A 16,806-nucleotide genomic window follows, 5' to 3' on the forward strand; every position below is an offset into this window, starting at 1 on the left:
GAGCACCCTCTGACGTTATTCCTTAGGTGCTGTGGTGTTACGCACCGCCTTCCGTGGTCGTCGCCTGCGTCAGCATCAGGCTGACAACGCCGCTGTACTGACCGGTTTTCAGAATGCCTTTGGTGGTCTGGGAAATGGTCAGCGGCAGTACCGCAGAACCGTTTTCAATGCTCCCCGGGAACAGTTCGGCGCCGGTATATTCCACATCTGCGGTAGAGAGGGTTTTATCACCCAGAATCACCGTCATTGGGATGGTCTCAGCACCGTCGGCATTCGCCAGCTTCGCGGCGCTTACCAGACGGACTTTTACGTTGCTGGTCGCGGAGTTAGACCACACCTTGGTATTCAGGCGGTAGCTTTCCAGGCCACGGCCAGGCAGGTACTGCATATCGATGCTTGCCGGCAGCGGCGTGTTATCGGCCTGGGTCATATCCAGCTGTGAATCAACGCTGGCGTTGACGGTAATATCTTTTTGAATCGCCAGCGCGTTAACGGACGTGGTCATCGCGGCAACAATCATCAGAGTTTTAAAATACTTACGCATTGATATCTCCATATTTACAAATGAGCACCCTGGCTCTTTAAACAAACCCTTTGGGGTCTTTACGGTAACGTCGTGTTATTGCACGACGGGTAAATCAGCTTCTTCAGCGGTTTTATTCAGCCAGTTGAAGTAGCGGAATTTATATTTCTGGCCTTGTGCCTTCGCGAGCGTTTTTAATTTCCGTTCGGTATCCGGATAAATCGTCGCGTCTTCTTTAATCCATCTGCACGACGAATCCGCATCACAAATACCGATCTCTCTCAGCGGCACGCGCAACGTGCCGTTGTTTTTTAACGTTCCCCTCTGAGGGTCAATCGACAGCGAAACCACGCTTTTTTCCGGTGCGAGATGGATCAGGGCGCCCCAGATTACATTGACGCCCAGTCTTGCCGTCGCAGCAGGGCTTTCTGCCTTGCCCGGAATAATGCTGTCAGGCTGCTTGACCCCTTCAAAATAGACGCGCCAGGTCGTCTCTTTTTCCGGGGGCGTAAGCGATACCAGGCGAACCACGCGCATTGCGCCTGCCGCAAGGGCGAATTTTTCCGGCGTGACAACAACGCCACCCTCTTTCCACGACGCCACATCAATCTCTTTTTCCAGGGCCGTGCCGGGATTAAGAATTTTCTTTTGCCTCACCCGAATGAACTGAATATCATCCGTTTTTGACGCCACCTTAATTTGCGCCGCACCGGACTTATCCACGTTAAGTTCCATGGGATACACGCTCATATTGGCCAGTGCCATTTCCGGGAAAAATGGCAATGACAGCGCGGCGACATAAAAGGCGGTTGTGACGCTCACTCTTTTTTTCTGTTTCACGATCAAGTCTGCCTGCTCTGAGTTTAAAGGCGGCGCGTTAACACCAGGACACCGTCTGCTTTCGTATCGCTTCAGGGCAGGGAAACTTTAACCAGAACAGCAGTTTGTGAAAATTTGTATTAATTAACTCGTTATATACAGTTTTTTATCCTGATTTTCTGGCTTTAAGGTTGTATAGTTAAGCGAAAATACCGCGACCAGGGATGGAGAGAAAATTCCTTCTGATGAAAAAATAAGCAAGTCAGGAGGGGGTTTTCATGTCGATGTACCAGGGATTAAAAAGCATGCGGTAACAGCCGAGAATAAAAGATGTTTTTTATATGCAATAATTCGTTGTTATTTGATCCTGAAGCACATGCAATAAGTCTTGTTGGGCAACCGGAATCTGTATTAACGCTTTCGGCCCCCGCCGTTCGCCTTTTACAGGAATTTATTAAGCACAAAGGGCACGACCTGAGTCGGGAGGAATTGATTACCCGCGTGTGGGAGGAGTTTGGCTTTACGCCATCGGGAAATAATCTCAATAAAGCGGTGAGCGAATTACGTAAAAGCTTCCAGGCACTGGGAGAGGGGTATGAATTTATCGTAACCGTACCCCGTTATGGGTTTCGTTTTGAGGCCGATGTGATTTTTCAGCCCGGAGAGCGTATTCAACCCGCCGAACCGCAGCCTCAGTCTGCAGCGAAAGTGGAAAAGCCACAACGCGCTTCCCTGAAACGATGGGGGATGACGGCCGTATTGATTATTGCTGCATTGGGGGCGAGCTTCTACTTTAGCCGGCAGCAGGGGATATTCGTTCCGGCGAAACTCATGCCGGTTAAGGAGAAAATCGCGCATTGTCGTCTCTGGATTATCAACGATCACGGAAGACCGCTGGTGTTATCGAAATTAGCGGCGCAGCTGGCGGCCAATAACGTGGCGTGCGAACGAGAGGAGTACGACATTTATTATTTCAGTGCCCGTTTTTCTATTGCCGCCGCAGATGAGGTGTTCATTGGCGCCTGCCCGGTCAGTCAATCCAGCCTGTGCAAAACCATCCGTTATAAAAGCGGGGCACAAAAATGAAAATAAAACTTCTTTTTGGGCTGGGTGGTGCATTGGTCGGCAGTGCCCTGGCGCTGTTTTACTATTCCGGCTGTGTGTTTAAAAAGGATGTGCTGGCCTGCAGCACCGAATTTAACTTTACGCGCAATGAGGGAAAAGCCAGCGAAGTGAAGGTCAATACCGTTGCCCAGTTCTATTTTCATCGGGACGGTACCGGAGTGACCACCTATAAAGGCGCGGCAAGGGCTGACGGGCAAAATCTGATCGTTGACAGGGACGTGGATTTTACCTGGCAGCAGCGGGACGATGATAACGTCATTGTGTTGAGCTACACCGAAACCTGGCGTCGACACAACGACAATACGCCCGACGCCCAGTGGGGGAGCTTTGCCAGTCCGACCGCACGCTACTATCTCACCATCTCTGAACTCTCGCCTTCCGTGTGGCTGATTCAGGACCGGCGCTATCCGACCTATATTTGCCGGGGTGAGTAGGGCATAAAAAAAGGAGAATGCCGGGGCATTCTCCTTTTTCATATCCGTTGTGATTAATCGCGGCTGGCGAAGCCCAGGATGCTCAGCAGGCTGACGAAGATGTTGTACAGCGACACGTACAGGCTGACGGTGGCGCGAATATAGTTCGTTTCACCGCCGCGAATGATGTTGCTGGTTTCAAACAGGATCGCGCCGGAAGAAATCAGAATAAACACGGCGCTGATCGCCAGATGCAGGGCAGGCAGCTGCAGGAAGATGTTGGCCACCATACCCACCAGCACCACCACAACACCCGCCATCAGCATGCCGCCGAGGAAGGACATGTCCTTACGGGTGGTCAGCACGTAGGCCGAGCAGCAGAAGAACACCAGTGCGGTACCGCCCAGCGCCATGCCGATAAGGTCACCCATACCGGCAGACAGATACGCGTTCAGCATCGGTCCCAGGATGTAGCCCAGGAAGCCGGTGAAGGCAAACGCGGACAGAATACCGACCGGTTTGTCAGCGGTTTTGTAGGTCAGGAACATCAGGCCATACATGCCCACCAGGGTCAGGATCAGCCCCGGAGACGGCAGCATCAGCACGGTGCTGGCGGTGGCGGTGATCGCGGAAAACGCCAGCGTCAGGCTGAGCATGAAATAGGTATTGCGCAGCACCTTGTGGGTGCTGAGTAGCGATGTGCGGTCGCGTGAGGAAGTAATTATACGATCCATGAGTCACTCTCTTATGACAGATGTAATTAACGGAAAGAATAGGAAACGGCGCGTCACTCTCAAAGTGGTTTTACCCATCTTTACTCAGCAGGTTAGCGCGGGAGCTGGTTGTTTCTTCTGCATAAATACGTTTCACCAGTATGAACAGCGGTTTGACGCGATTAATCAGATCAACCTCTTATAGGTTACTGAAAATTATTGCGTTATTACCATAAGGCCGCTAAGAGTTATTTCCGGATCGTCACAAAAACAGACAATAAGGCGAAGGAAATGAAACCACAAACACGCACGCGCTTTACGCTCTCTTTGTTAACCGCCGGGATCCTGTGCGCCAGCACGGCAGCCTGGGCGGCTAACGTGCCGGCAGGAACGCAGCTGGCCGATAAGCAGGAACTGGTCAGGAACAACGGTAATGAGCCCGCTTCGCTCGACCCGCATAAAGTCGAAAGCGACGTCGAATTCAATATTATCAGTGATTTATTCGACGGGCTGGTCAGCGTTTCCCCGTCGGGTGAAGTTCAGCCACGGCTGGCGGAAAAATGGGAGAACAAGGACAACACCGTCTGGACGTTCCATTTGCGTCCGGGCATTACCTGGAGCGACGGCACTGCAATCACCGCGGAAGATGTGGTCTGGAGCTGGCAGCGTCTGGTTGATCCTAAAACCGCTTCACCTTATGCCAGCTATCCAGGCAACATGCACATCGTAAATGGTGCGGATATCGCGCAGGGGAAAAAAGCGCCCGATAGGCTGGGTGTGAAAGCCATTAACGACACCACGCTGGAAGTGACGCTCACCCAGCCTAACGCGGCGTTCCTCGCGATGCTGGCGCACCCGTCGCTGGTGCCGGTGGATAAAGTGCTGATTGGCCGCTTTGGCGACAAGTGGACCAAGCCTGAACATATCGTCACCAGTGGGGCCTATAAGCTATCCCAGTGGGTGGTCAACGAACGCATCGTGGCGGAGCGTAACCCGCGCTACTGGGATAACGCGCATACCGTGATTAATAAGGTCACCTATCTGCCTATCACTTCCGAGGCCGCGGATGTGAACCGCTATAAAGCGGGCGAAATTGATATTGTCTACACGGTGCCGATCAACCAGTTCGCTCAGCTCAAGAAAACCCTGGGCAGCCAGCTCGATGTCTCCCCGCAGCTGGCGACCTATTACTACGAATTCAATACCACCCGACCGCCGTTCAACGACGCCCGCGTGCGTAAGGCGCTGAACATGGCGCTCGATAAAGACATCATTGCCGGGAAAGTCTTAGGGCAGGGGCAGCGCCCGGCGTGGCTCATCAGCCAGCCGGATATCGGCGGCGTTAAGCTTCAGAATCCAGACTACGCCAGCTGGCCGCTGGACAAACGCATCGCTGAGGCGAAAAAACTGCTCAACGAGGCCGGGTACAACGAAAGCCACCCTCTGAGCTTTAACCTGCTCTATAACACTTCTGAATCGCACCAGCGTATCGCGATTGCGGCCAGCTCTATGTGGAAGAAAAACCTCGGCGTGGAGGCGAAGCTGCAAAATCAGGAGTGGAAAACCATGCTGGATACCATGCACACCCACAACTTTGACGCGGTGCGTTACGCGTGGATTGCCGACTACGACGACGCGGCGACCTTCCTGAACAACTTCCGCACCGGCGACAGCGAAAACACCAGCCAGTACAGCAATCCGGAATATGACCAGGCGCTGGTGAATGCCGCAAAAGCTAAAACAACGGAAGAGCGGGGTAAGTTCTACCAGCAGGCGGAAGATCTGCTGGGACGCGATGTGCCCGCCATTCCGGTTTATCACTACGTCCGTACGCACCTGGTTAAACCGTGGGTGGGCGGATTTACGCCGGATAAGCTGGGGTACTATTACACGAAAGACATGTACATCAAAAAACACTAGGCCTGTGCTGATAAAATCGTCGATGTGTTGTCAGTTCAACCGATTAAACACGTTTTGACTATTTTTACAGCGAACGATTGCTGGCACTCTTTACAGCACGCGGTGAGGTGTTTATAGTTCGCCTCACTCAGGAAGTGTGGCCGAGCGGTTGAAGGCACCGGTCTTGAAAACCGGCGACCCGAAAGGGTTCCAGAGTTCGAATCTCTGCGCTTCCGCCAGATATAAACCCCAGGTTACTTGTTAACCTGGGGTTTTTCTTTTGGATTGAATGATTCAGGTCACACTTTTCAGGTTCCGATATTTCCCTGTAAAAAACAGGTGTTATCATTCACCCCGTAAATACCTTTTCATCGCTTACCGAGGCATTGATGCTGGAGAATGTTTTCATCAGATAATCAGCTTCCCGCCCTTTTCAGGACGGACTGGTTATCGCTGCGCTTAAACCTTACGCACGCACCTGCGGGTGTGGGCTTGTTTTTACGCATGATGATTACACAGGTTTTCCAGTATGAATTTATCTCGTCAGGAACAACGTACCTTACACGTTCTCGCCAAAGGTGGACGTATTGTGCACGTCCGCGACAGTTCTGGCCGCGTCACGTCCGTTGAGTGCTATACCCGTGAAGGGCTGGTGCTGAGCGACTGCACGCTCAGCGTCTTCAAAAAACTCCGTACCAAAAAGCTGATCCGATCCGTGAACGGGCAGCCTTACCGCATCAACACCACCGGGCTGAACAACGTTCGCGCCCAGCTGGATAATCGCTAAGGAGCAGTGATGAATACACCCTATACAGATAGCTATGACCGCGCTTTTTTGCTCGACACCATGATGGGCCCAAACGCCATGCGGCTTACCGAGGAGCTGGTTGCTCAACTGCATATCGCTCCAGGGATGCGCATTCTCGATCTCGGCTGCGGGAAAGGGATCTCTTCTATCCTGCTCGCCGAAAAATATGACGCCACGGTTTTTGCCGCCGATCTGTGGATTACGCCGGGAGAAAATGCAGCGCGTTTCAGCGAACGGGATCTGGACGGAAAAATCTTTCCGCTGCGGGTTGATGCTACAAAAGCGATCCCGTTCGCACATGATTACTTTGACCTGATCGTCAGCGTGGATGCATATCAATACTTTGGCAACACTGACGCCATGCTGGGCACGCTGCTACCCTTCATCAAACCCGGCGGGTACATTGCGGTTGCCGTTCCCGGGTTTATCGGGGAGTACAGCGAAACGCATCTCCCGGAGGTGGTTAAACCTTTCTGGACCCCTGAGTGGTATTTCTATCCGCTCTCCTGGTGGAAAGCGCTGTGGGAAAAAGAGCCCGGAGCGGCGCTGATCGCCGTGCGGGAGATGGATACCTGTCAGCAGGCGTGGGATGAGTTTATGCAATGCGAGATCGCTCAGGAGATGATGGTACCCATTATGGACGCGGGGGCCGGAGCGTATTTCAATATGATCCAACTGGTTGCGCAGAAGCGCTAAGCAGAATAAACAACGCCACCCTCGGGTGGCGTTCATGCATTGAATGGAATATCGTAGCGGAATGTAGGCCGGGTAAGCGCAGCGCCACCCGGCAAGAAACGCGGCGTTATGAGCGAATAAAAGCCAGAATTTCCGCGTTGATAGTATCCGCATGGGTGGTATGCATCCCGTGCGGGAAGCCCGGATAAATTTTCAGCACGCTGTTCGCCAGCAGCTTGTCCTGGAGAAGGGCGGCATTTTTATACGGTACAACCTGATCGTCATCGCCCTGCAACACCAGAACGGGAACCGTGATGGTTTTCAAATCTTCCGTCTGGTCGGTCTCTGAAAACGCCTTAATCCCCTCATAGTGGGCTTTGGCGCTTCCGATCATACCCTGTCGCCACCAGTTCTGGATCGTACCCTGCGAAACCTCGGCGCCATCGCGATTAAAACCGTAGAAAGGACCGCTGGCAACGTCGAGATAAAACTGGGCGCGGTTAGCCGCCAGCGCTTTGCGGAAGCCGTCGAAGACCTCGATGGGCGTTCCGCCGGGATTCGTCTCCGTTTTGACCATCAGAGGCGGGACGGCGCTGACGAGCACCGCTTTCGCGACGCGCCCCTGCGGTTGTCCATACCGCGCAACATAGCGGGCGACCTGGCCGCCGCCGGTGGAGTGACCGACATGCACGGCATTGTGCAGATCCAGGCTTTCAACCACGGCTGATGCATCGGCCGCATAATGATCCATATCGTGGCCTTCACTCACCTGGTCCGATCGTCCATGTCCGCGGCGATCGATAGCGATAACGCGATAGCCTTCTGCAAGGAAGAAGAGCATCTGGTTATCCCAGTCATCGGCACTCAACGGCCAGCCGTGGTGGAAGACAATGGGCTGGGCCTCTTTTGGGCCCCAGTCTTTGTAGTAAATATTGACGCCGTCTTTCGTGGTTACGAATGCCATACCGCAGACTCCTCTGTTAAGAACAACACGACCCCTAAAGTGTAGGAGAAATCTCAAAAGCGGTTGGTTTAATTCCGGTGAAGGATATTCATTTTGCGTCTGGGCTCTGGCGCGATGCGCCAGAGCCTTCAGGACAGGATTAACAGCAGAGGCGTTTAGCGGTTTTCTTCAATATAGCGGGCCAGGTCCGCCGGGGTTTTCAGCACCGTCGCCACGTCTGTCGGCGGGATCATGCAGCCGTAAACGTCCTGTACTTCCAGGACCATATCGACCGCCAGGATGGAGTCGAGAATGTCGGATTCAATCAGTTCATCGTGAAAGCCCACCTTGCGGGATAACACTTTTTCGAACAGGGCGAGAATTTCTTGTTCCATAATTTTTCCTGGGGTCATTAATTTGTGCGGGCGTAAGCGTCCAGCAACTTGCGGTCAATTTTGCCGTTAGGATTCAGCGGCAAAGCGTCTTTTACGATAATTTGTGAAGGCACCATATAGTGGGGAACCACCTTCGACAGCGAGGTTTTAATGGTATCCGGCGCCAGCTCCGTCACGCAGAACGCGGCAATGCGCAGCACGCTGCCGCAGGATTTCATCAGCGGCAGAACCACCGCTTCGTTGATGCCGGACATCGCCAGCAGGCGGTTTTCGATCTCGTTAATTTCAATACGGTAGCCATTCAGTTTGACCTGGCTGTCGTTGCGGCCCTGACAGTAGATGAGCCCCGCTTCATAACCCAGATCGCCGGTCCGGTAGCCGCGAAACGCCTCGTTTTCCCGATGAAGTAATTTCGCCGCGTTCTCCTGCGGCAGGCCGAGGTAGCCGCGCATGACGTTTTTCCCCCAGATGATCAGCTCGCCTTCAGCGGAAATTTCCATTCTGCTCTCAGGCATCATGACCCCCACCGGCAGCACGGCGCTGTCGCTGTTCAGGATTGCATCCGTGATCTCGACGACGGTTGTTGCGATGGTCGCTTCTGTTGGGCCATAGGAGTTAATAATTTTGGCCTGCGGGAAACGGCGGCGCAGCTGTTTGACCAGCGCTTTATTCAACACTTCACCAATGAAGATAAAGACGCTCAGCGCAGGCAAATACTCGCTGTTGAACTGCGGGGAAAGTAGCTGCTGATACGCAAAAGAGGGGGTGGAAACCCAGGCGGAGACGGCGTTGCTTTTCAGTCGCTCCAGCCAGTTCTCTTTCTGAATATCGTCTTTGGCGTTCAGCACGATGTGTCCACCCATCGCCAGATTCGCCAGCAAAGGGATCAGGGAGAGGTCAAAACTGAACACCGCGTGGTTCATCAGGACCGGTTTTTCCGGCAGCGAAAAGTCCTGGCTGACCCATTTCATGAAGTGCCACACGCTTTCACGCCCAATCTGCACCCCTTTAGGCTTGCCGGTGCTGCCTGAGGTAAACATGATATAGGCCAGATCCTGCTCCTCCAGCACTTTGCCCGGTTCACCCGTGGCGATGAACTGCCGGGTCGCGACGTCATAATAGTAAGGGGCGCTGGCCAGATGGCAGATCTCCCGCAGGCGCTCCTGCGGGTAAATGCAGTCCACCGGAATGTACGGAATGTTGTGCAGCAGGCAGCTATAAATCGCCACGGCGAACTCGGCCTGCTGGTGTCCGTACAAGACGACCGGCGTACCGGCAACAGGCTGGCAACCCTGATAGCGCTGAGCCCAGTCCGTCACGGCAGCGGAAAGCTGCAGCCAGCTTAAGGCTTCGTCGCTGCCGCTGATGGCCAGCTGCTGCGGGGAGGCGGGATCGTATAATGCCGCACGCAAGAAATCCTGCAGTTCCTGAAGATCGGAGTGATTTTTCATAGAGGTGACATTCCACTAAAGATGTAAAGGGAGCCCGCGGCGCTTCCCAGCGTCAGAATGCGTCCCAAAAACGCAACAGCCGGATACTGCAACCCGCGGTGTAACGCCGGGCTGCGTTTGGCTGACCACAGCAGCATGTTGTGAGCGACAGAGATGGCGCCAAACAGCGCGCCGCTGATGACGTAATGGCGTTCCAGGCCATTCCATGCCCCCATGCAAAACAGGGTGCAAAAAATACCGATATTTTGCGCCAGCGTTTTGTTCTGACGGAAAAAGTTGAACTTCATCAGGTTCATATAAACGGGCATAAAGACCACATCGCGCAGCCATTCAGACAGGCTAATGTGGAAGCGGCGCCAGAAGTCCTGCGGATTCTTTGCCAGAAGCGGCATATTGAAGTTTGCCGGAATATTCAACCCAAACAGGCGGCCCGCACCGATGGCCATATTGCTGTAGCCCGCAAAATCAAAGTAGAGGTAGGCGCTATAGGCAATCGACATCACCACGCCCACGGTCAGCGTAAACGGCTTATGGCTCCAGGGCTGCACGACAAGTGAATCAACCAGCATGGCAAACAGGAACTTCTGGACAATGCCGGTAATGATTTGCTCCAGTGCCACTAAAAACTGTTCGCGATTAAGGGCAAAGACGGGCTTACTGACGTCGCTCATCCATGTCCGCCAGCGATACATTGGGCCCGCCAGAATAATAAAGGGCATAAACAGATAGCAGAAATAATGCAGGAAATTCTGCCCTTCTTTTTTACTGCGATAGAGCAGCACATCCACCGCGCGGAACGTCATAAAAGAGAGGCCGATCATGCCGAGATGATGATTAAGGTGCAATTTCACCAAAAATAAAGGCAGCAGCGTTAACACAATCGCCTGCCAGGTTTTTAACCATCCTTTTTCTTTTAACGTGGCGACAAGGTAAAAACTGAAAAAAACGACCGCGGGAACACGGTAATCACCCTGAAAAATATAGCCCCAGCCTAATGCGGCGAGGACGGATAACGCCGATAAATACGTCAGGCGATGACGTAATACACGATTGACCAGCGCAAACGCCAGGGCGGATGAAAACAAATAGACAAAAAACATGCCTGAGCTATACATCATTCGGCCTCAGAACTTTTGATATTCAAAATGCAGCTGCATACTCATGCTGTCATCGACAGAGGTCCACGCGACGATAGTGATCGCCAGCAGGAGATAAAGGAAAAAAAGACGGATCGCGATTTTCATTATTTAAAGCTCTGTGCAATAAAGCGAATCATAGGAACCCAGGCCAGCTCGGAAGGGTGCAAACGATCCCAGTTCCAGCCATTCTGATAAGGCATGGCGTACATATCTAAATAGGGGATCTGGTTCGCTTCCAGAATGGTTTGAATTTGCTTATCAACCGGGCGGAAGGTATCGGTATTGTAAAGCGCCCAGGGGTTAACCGGGTCGACGATAGCAATCACCTGCACGTGACGGTCTTTCAGCAGCTGGACGGTTTTTCTGAACGCGGCAATTTGCGCAGGTACGACCGGCGTGTCATCCCATTGCTGTCGCGTACCGTCCTCCTCGTAAATCGTTTTGTCCATCCACAGGGTGGCCGCGCTCTGCAGGCGTTTTTTATTTAACTCGCGGGCATTCGCCAGCTCTTTATCCCAGTCTGGGGCAATATGGGTGGTTGGCTGCGGCGGCCACGGCTGTACCGTCCGGGGCGTAACGTTGAGCAGCGCCAGCCAGTCGTTTTTTATCATGGTGCAGACGTTGGCAAACTGGAAACTCACCTCGTCCCATATCAGATCGAGGTGCCAGCCAAAGACACGCATTTGACCAAAGGTTAAATGGCTTATTTCTTTACTATCAATATGTTTTAAATAATTGACTAATATTGGGCGCGCCTGCGGATCCTTCATCAAAGGATTAAAAACAGAGCCCGGGAAATTATCGGCATAGATAGCGGGTGGCAGACCTTTTGAGTAAAAGCTGTCGGGTGCCAGAAGCAAAACAACTTTACTGTTTGCGTTAAGACTATTTTTAAAACGTGAGAACAGTAAAAACTGCGTTTCGTCATCAACAAACGCATCGCCATACGCCACGACGGGTTTGTGTAATTGCTTATTAAAATAATTATAGACAGCGTAATGTTCATCTTCTGAGGTCGCTACCTCAGACGCACCAATGAAGAATATCGCATTCCCTTCTAAGGCATGAGAAATAGTGGCAATTTTTTCCGCTTGTTCTTTAGGCGTGCCCGCCATTGATTTAATCAGCGGCTGGAAGGCGAGCGGTGGATCGAAGCTCGTCACCAGCGGGTGAATACAAAGGAACAAAATGGCCAGGGTTGCCATCAGGATATGTAAGCAAAGCGTATTCTTGATTTTCATCATCAACCCGTAACACTGCATGGCAGTAATGTCTAAAATCTGCGGGAATTCAGATTTATAACAATTACACTACAAATGACCGTCTATTTTTGTGGCATTCTATACCAGAGCGATTTAAAAGGATGAGCGTTGCTATGTTACGGTATGTACAAGGTCGTGGAGAGTGACGTGAGGTCAGCGTGCGGGTGACTTTTTGCGCAGTCAAACGCGTGTGGGGAAAAATAGAAAAATTCCTGCTTTACAAGGCGCTAATAGATGTTTATAGTGCGCCTCACTTTGGAAGCGTGGCCGAGCGGTTGAAGGCACCGGTCTTGAAAACCGGCGACCCGAAAGGGTTCTAGAGTTCGAATCTCTACGCTTCCGCCAAATTCGAAACCCAGGTCGTTATGCGACCTGGGTTTTTTTGTGCATAAAATCCCCTGGCCAGGCTGAGGTTCAGCAAACCTGTCCAAAATCGCCCTGAGAGGGAATCCTGGTGCAGCGGATACTGCGCCGATACTGCAGTGGCGTCTGACGCATCATCTTTTTAAAGCAGGTAATGAAATAGGTCACCTCGCTAAACCCGACTGCCAGGGCAATAGCGTCAACAGGCTCATCGCTGTACCGTAACAGCTCGCAGCTGCTTTTTATTCGCCGGGTCAGCAAATATTCGTGGATGGTACCGCCGGTCTGCTGGCGGAAAATGCGTGAGGTATAGCTGCGTGAAAGCCCCAGGTCGTGGGCTAACTGGTCGAGCGAAAACTTGCTGGCATAGTGGGCTTCGACCCAGCTCATAATCCGCGAGGCGACGGTCTGCTGGCGCGGCGGGTAGGGCTGCGGCTGCTCGGGCAGAAACGTCATGAGCTGCATCATCAGAAAGGCCACCTCGCAGGCCTCTGTCTGCTCGTTGCCCTCCAGGCGCTGAAACTGTTCAAGGATCCTCTCGATAAACGCCGCGTGAGTGCTGAGATCGTAAATCTGTGCTGGCAGATTGCTGGCGGCCAGCGCGGCGAACCGGGCCTGATGGCGCGGGAAGGCGCCGAGCGCACTTTCGACGACCGATTGCTCAATGTGCATGGTCGTGCGGTGATAGGGGTTCTTATCGCTATGATCGACCTGCACTTTGTGCAAACGGAAGGGCGGGAAGATAAAGAGTCGCCCCGGACGGGCGGTGTAGTGCTGGTTATCCACCACCACGATGCCGTAGCCGCTGGAGATATAGAGCAATTCAACGCATTGATGCCAGTGGTAGTAAATCGCGCTGGTGGTGTACATGCGGTTAAAAGAAATGGCCTGCCGATCGAGCGTAATGCGTTCCAGTAGTTGCGTTTCACCCATATTACCTCCAGAACAACAGATTTAAATTTTTAGGCCATCATTTGTAATTTATCCCCCTCGCATTCGACAAAATCCAGAAAAAATGAAATGGCGGTTTAATTTTGTGAGTCTGCTCACTCAGCGCCAGGAATAAAAGCAGTTACTCTTCATTCAGACGTCGCACTCGTGGCTTTAAAAAGCCTAATAACAATAACTTATCTCTACCCTCGTGTAATGCGGGAGGACCCTGTGCAACCTGAAAATATTCATCTGGATAATCCACTGACAAGCCGGGAAGAGGTGCTACGGCTGGTCAACGACATGCTGAACGCGGTGGCGTCCTGGTTTAAAAAAGACGCCAGCCGCATTGATTTAGCGAACTTTACCGCTCACTACGGTCAGCAGGTGGCGAGCATGGAAACGTTTTCCCGCCTGCTGTGGGGCGTGACGCCGCTGTTAGCTGGCGGCAGCGAGCCGCAGCACTTCTCATTCTATTTACAGGCGATAAAAAACGGCACCGATCCGCAGCATGCCGATTACTGGGGCGATGTCGGGCCTTACGATCAGCGAATCGTCGAGATGGCGGCCTACGGGCTGCTGCTGGCGCTGGCGGGTGAAACCGTACTGGCACACTTCACTGAGACGGAGAAAGGGCATTTATGGCGCTGGCTAAAGCAGTGCGAGACCCAGGAAATCCCCGATAACAACTGGCACTTCTTCCCGATTCTGGTGCAGGTCGGCTTCCATTATTGCGGCATGCCGACCAACCCGCAGGCGCTGGAAGATCATTTTGCTGCCATGGAGCACTACTACCTCGGCGATGGCTGGTATTCCGATGGTCCGGGACGGCCGCGCGACTATTACATCTCGATGGGCTTCCATTTCTATGGCCTGATTTACGCGAAGCTCATGGCCGGGATCGATCCACAGCGCTGTGCAACGCTGCGCGATCGGGCCGCGCGTTTCTCCTCTGACTTCATCCATTTCTTTGCCGAAGACGGCGCGGCGATCCCGTTTGGCCGTAGCCTGACCTACCGCTTTGCCGAGGCGGCATTCTGGAGTGCGGCGGCCTTCGCCGGGCTGGAAGTCTTTTCGCCCGGCGTGATGAAGGGCATCGTCCTGCGTCATCTGCGCTGGTGGCTGAAGCAGCCGATATTCGACCGCGACGGCGTACTGAGCGTCGGTTACAGCTATCCGAACCTGGCGATGGCGGAAGATTACAACGCGCCGGGGTCGCCGTACTGGGGCCTGAAGACCCTGCTGGTGCTGGCATTAGATGAGGGCGATGCCTTCTGGCAGGCGGCTGAGCTGCCGCTGCCGCCGTTGCCCGCGCAGCACACGATAGCCCACGCGGATCAGGTGGTGGTACATCAGGCCGACCACCTGTGGATGCTGACGTCCGGCCAGCTGGAGCTGAACAACTTCGTGAACACCGAAGCGAAATACTGCAAATTTGCCTATTCCACCCGTTTTGGCTTCACCATCGAACGCGGCCGCTACGGCCTGAACCATGCCGCGCCCGATTCGATGCTGCTGCTGGCCGAAAAGGACAACTACTGGCGTGGCCGTCGCGAATGTCAGCACGTGGTCACCGCTGACGGCACTATATACAGCCGCTGGCTGCCGTGGCACGACGTGGTGATTGATAGCTGGCTGCTGGCGCTGGGCGACTGGCAGCTGCGCGTTCATCGTATCGATACCCGGCGCGCGCTGGATTGTGCGGAAGGCGGCTTTAGCCTGGCAAACCGCCCGCAGCCGCAGGTACACGAGAGTGACGGCGCCTGCTGGTTACGCAATGCCCGGGATGTCTCAGCCATTTTCTGTTTACATCCGCGCGCTCGCCGCGGCGAGACGGTGTTGACGCCGCCAAACAGTAATCTGCTGTTCGCCGAGCGCGCGGCGGTGCCGGTGCTGCGCGGCGAGCTCGACCCCGGTACGCATGTGTTAATCAGCGCGGTGTGGGCGGGAAATGCCGCCGACTTCGATCCGCAACGCTGCCCGCAGGCCTTCATTAGCGATGACGCGGTACGCTTCGTGACGGCACGACAAGAAACGACGCTCGTTCTGGCTCCGGAGGCATCGCTATGAGCACATCATCGTCCGTACGCGCCGCGCAGTACAAAATGAGTACCTTTATTTTCCTTTACTTCTTCACGTGGTCATCCAGCTTTGGCCTGTACGCCCTGTGGTTGAGCCAGAAAGTGGGCCTCGATAGCGTCACCATCGGCAGCGTGTTCGCTATAAATGGCGTCTTCGCGGTGGTTCTGAAGCCGGTGTACGGCTACATCATGGACAAAATCGGCATGAGCAAGTGGCTGCTCTATTTTGTCTGCGCAATTTCTGCGCTGATGGCGCCGTTTTTTGCGCTGGTTTACCAGCCGCTGCTGCAAAGCCATGCGATGGCGGGGATTATCATCGGCGCGCTGTATCTGAGCCTGGGCTGGTACGCCGGTGTGGCGGCGTCTGAATCTTACGCCGACCGCTTTAGCCGCCTGTACGGGCTGGAGTTTGGCCGCATCAGAATGTGGGGCTCACTGGGCTGGGCGATGGCGGCGTCGGTCTCCGGGCTGTTGTTTAACGTCACCCCGCTGGCCAACTTTCTCCTCAGCAGCGGTACCTCGGTACTGATGCTGCTGGTGCTGATTAGCCTCAAAATCGGCGATGAGCAGCTGCGCAATAACAGCGTCATTTCCGCTAATAAGATCGTCTTCGCCGATGTGCTGATGCTCCTGAAAAACCGCAAATTCTGGATGTTCAGCCTCTATGTCGCTGGGGTCGCGTGGATGATGTTTATCGCCGAACAGCAGTTCCCGCGCTACTTCGTCTCGTTCTTCGCCACCAAAGAGCAGGGGAATGCCTGGTACGGCTACCTGAGTACCGTCCAGTCGGGGATGGAGTTCGTGATGATGATGTTTATCCCGTGGCTGGTGAACCACTACGGTGCTAAGCGCGGCCTGCTGTTCTGCGGCTGCGTGGTCGGGGCACGGCTGATCGCCTCCGGGCTGACCAGTGACCCGATTGTTATCTCCATCATCAAACCGTTTTATGGCGTCGAGATCGCGCTGCTGCTCATCTCCGTCTTCAAATACATTGCCGAACATTTCCATCGTCGGGTTAACGCCACGATGTACCTGCTGGGCTACCAGGCGATGATTTACGTGGGTTCGATTGTGGTCGCCCCACCTGCCGGCTATCTGTACGACAAGATTGGCTTTGAGCATACCTATCTGCTGATGGGCAGCTGCGCCCTGGTATTTACGCTGATTTCCGCCTTTACGCTGTCGCGCTGCCAGTCGACGCGCGATGACTCACGATCCTTTGCTCCGGCTTTAGATACCGCCCCGGTTGAACCGGCCAAACATTAAT

Annotated in this window: 16 protein-coding genes and 2 tRNA genes; 9 read left to right on the top strand and 9 right to left on the bottom strand. The window is 53.8% G+C overall.

Annotation, left to right across the window (positions count from 1 at the left end):
- Positions 1-37: 37 nt before the first annotated feature.
- A complete protein-coding gene (locus F3J31_RS08580; RefSeq protein ID WP_167212521.1) occupies positions 38-544 on the bottom strand; it encodes a CS1 type fimbrial major subunit in 507 nt (168 codons plus the stop codon).
- Positions 545-619: 75 nt separating this feature from the next.
- Positions 620-1,345 (bottom strand): fimbrial protein, encoded by a 726-nt coding sequence (locus F3J31_RS08585; protein WP_231597078.1) that lies wholly within the window; start codon positions 1,343-1,345, stop codon positions 620-622.
- Positions 1,346-1,672: 327 nt separating this feature from the next.
- On the opposite strand from F3J31_RS08585, the gene F3J31_RS08590 reads away from it, so the two are divergent.
- Positions 1,673-2,428: a winged helix-turn-helix domain-containing protein gene (locus F3J31_RS08590; RefSeq protein ID WP_048027267.1), complete on the top strand. Its 756-nt coding sequence runs from the start codon at positions 1,673-1,675 to the stop codon at positions 2,426-2,428.
- Positions 2,425-2,901 (top strand): hypothetical protein, encoded by a 477-nt coding sequence (locus tag F3J31_RS08595; RefSeq protein ID WP_045908354.1) that lies wholly within the window; start codon positions 2,425-2,427, stop codon positions 2,899-2,901. The genes F3J31_RS08590 and F3J31_RS08595 overlap by 4 nt, the downstream gene beginning before the upstream one ends.
- Positions 2,902-2,954: 53 nt before the next feature.
- Here F3J31_RS08595 and yccA read toward each other — a convergent pair whose 3' ends face one another.
- Complete coding sequence (yccA, locus tag F3J31_RS08600; RefSeq protein WP_023335168.1) at positions 2,955-3,614, bottom strand: FtsH protease modulator YccA; 660 nt, start codon at positions 3,612-3,614, stop codon at positions 2,955-2,957.
- Between the two features lie 270 nt (positions 3,615-3,884).
- Here yccA and F3J31_RS08605 point away from each other — a divergent pair, with 270 nt between their 5' ends.
- The 4 genes from F3J31_RS08605 (at position 3,885) to F3J31_RS08620 (ending at position 6,996) form a co-directional block, all read left to right on the top strand.
- Positions 3,885-5,513 (top strand): ABC transporter substrate-binding protein, encoded by a 1,629-nt coding sequence (locus F3J31_RS08605; protein ID WP_167212524.1) that lies wholly within the window; start codon positions 3,885-3,887, stop codon positions 5,511-5,513.
- Between the two features lie 130 nt (positions 5,514-5,643).
- Positions 5,644-5,731: transfer RNA gene (locus F3J31_RS08610), tRNA-Ser, on the top strand.
- Between the two features lie 290 nt (positions 5,732-6,021).
- Complete coding sequence (locus F3J31_RS08615) at positions 6,022-6,279, top strand: YjhX family toxin (RefSeq protein WP_021240841.1); 258 nt, start codon at positions 6,022-6,024, stop codon at positions 6,277-6,279.
- Between the two features lie 9 nt (positions 6,280-6,288).
- On the top strand, positions 6,289-6,996 hold the full coding sequence (locus F3J31_RS08620; RefSeq protein WP_167212527.1) for a methyltransferase domain-containing protein: 708 nt from the start codon (positions 6,289-6,291) through the stop codon (positions 6,994-6,996).
- A gap of 106 nt (positions 6,997-7,102) precedes the next feature.
- Here the strand turns inward: F3J31_RS08620 and F3J31_RS08625 are convergent, their stop codons facing one another.
- The 5 genes from F3J31_RS08625 to F3J31_RS08645 all read right to left on the bottom strand — a co-directional run bounded on the left by F3J31_RS08625 (position 7,103) and on the right by F3J31_RS08645 (position 12,144).
- Positions 7,103-7,939 (bottom strand): alpha/beta hydrolase, encoded by an 837-nt coding sequence (locus F3J31_RS08625; protein ID WP_167212530.1) that lies wholly within the window; start codon positions 7,937-7,939, stop codon positions 7,103-7,105.
- 155 nt (positions 7,940-8,094) lie between these two features.
- A complete protein-coding gene (locus tag F3J31_RS08630; RefSeq protein WP_008499867.1) occupies positions 8,095-8,313 on the bottom strand; it encodes an acyl carrier protein in 219 nt (72 codons plus the stop codon).
- A 17-nt stretch (positions 8,314-8,330) separates the two neighbouring features.
- On the bottom strand, positions 8,331-9,764 hold the full coding sequence (locus F3J31_RS08635; protein WP_111966963.1) for an AMP-binding protein: 1,434 nt from the start codon (positions 9,762-9,764) through the stop codon (positions 8,331-8,333).
- Entirely contained in the window at positions 9,761-10,879 is a 1,119-nt protein-coding gene (locus F3J31_RS08640) for an MBOAT family O-acyltransferase (protein WP_048222390.1), read from the bottom strand. The genes F3J31_RS08635 and F3J31_RS08640 overlap by 4 nt, the downstream gene beginning before the upstream one ends.
- 128 nt (positions 10,880-11,007) lie before the next feature.
- Positions 11,008-12,144: a D-alanyl-lipoteichoic acid biosynthesis protein DltD gene (locus F3J31_RS08645; RefSeq protein WP_167213143.1), complete on the bottom strand. Its 1,137-nt coding sequence runs from the start codon at positions 12,142-12,144 to the stop codon at positions 11,008-11,010.
- Between the two features lie 278 nt (positions 12,145-12,422).
- Between F3J31_RS08645 and F3J31_RS08650 the strand changes: the two genes are divergently transcribed.
- Positions 12,423-12,510: transfer RNA gene (locus F3J31_RS08650), tRNA-Ser, on the top strand.
- 69 nt (positions 12,511-12,579) lie between these two features.
- Here F3J31_RS08650 and F3J31_RS08655 read toward each other — a convergent pair.
- Positions 12,580-13,461 carry an AraC family transcriptional regulator gene (locus tag F3J31_RS08655; protein WP_167212533.1) on the bottom strand — a complete coding sequence of 294 codons (882 nt, stop codon included), beginning with the start codon at positions 13,459-13,461 and terminating at the stop codon, positions 12,580-12,582.
- A 228-nt stretch (positions 13,462-13,689) separates the two neighbouring features.
- On the opposite strand from F3J31_RS08655, the gene F3J31_RS08660 reads away from it, so the two are divergent.
- Both F3J31_RS08660 and F3J31_RS08665 read left to right on the top strand, forming a co-directional pair.
- Positions 13,690-15,528, top strand: coding sequence for a DUF2264 domain-containing protein (locus F3J31_RS08660; RefSeq protein WP_167212536.1), 1,839 nt, complete (start codon positions 13,690-13,692; stop codon positions 15,526-15,528).
- Positions 15,525-16,805 (top strand): oligosaccharide MFS transporter, encoded by a 1,281-nt coding sequence (locus F3J31_RS08665; protein WP_063621329.1) that lies wholly within the window; start codon positions 15,525-15,527, stop codon positions 16,803-16,805. Before F3J31_RS08660 ends, F3J31_RS08665 begins: the two co-directional genes overlap by 4 nt.
- The last annotated feature ends 1 nt before the right edge of the window (position 16,806 follow it).

It is taken from the genome of Enterobacter sp. Acro-832 (assembly GCF_011752745.1).
In the GTDB taxonomy this organism is placed as follows: domain Bacteria; phylum Pseudomonadota; class Gammaproteobacteria; order Enterobacterales; family Enterobacteriaceae; genus Enterobacter; species Enterobacter quasiroggenkampii.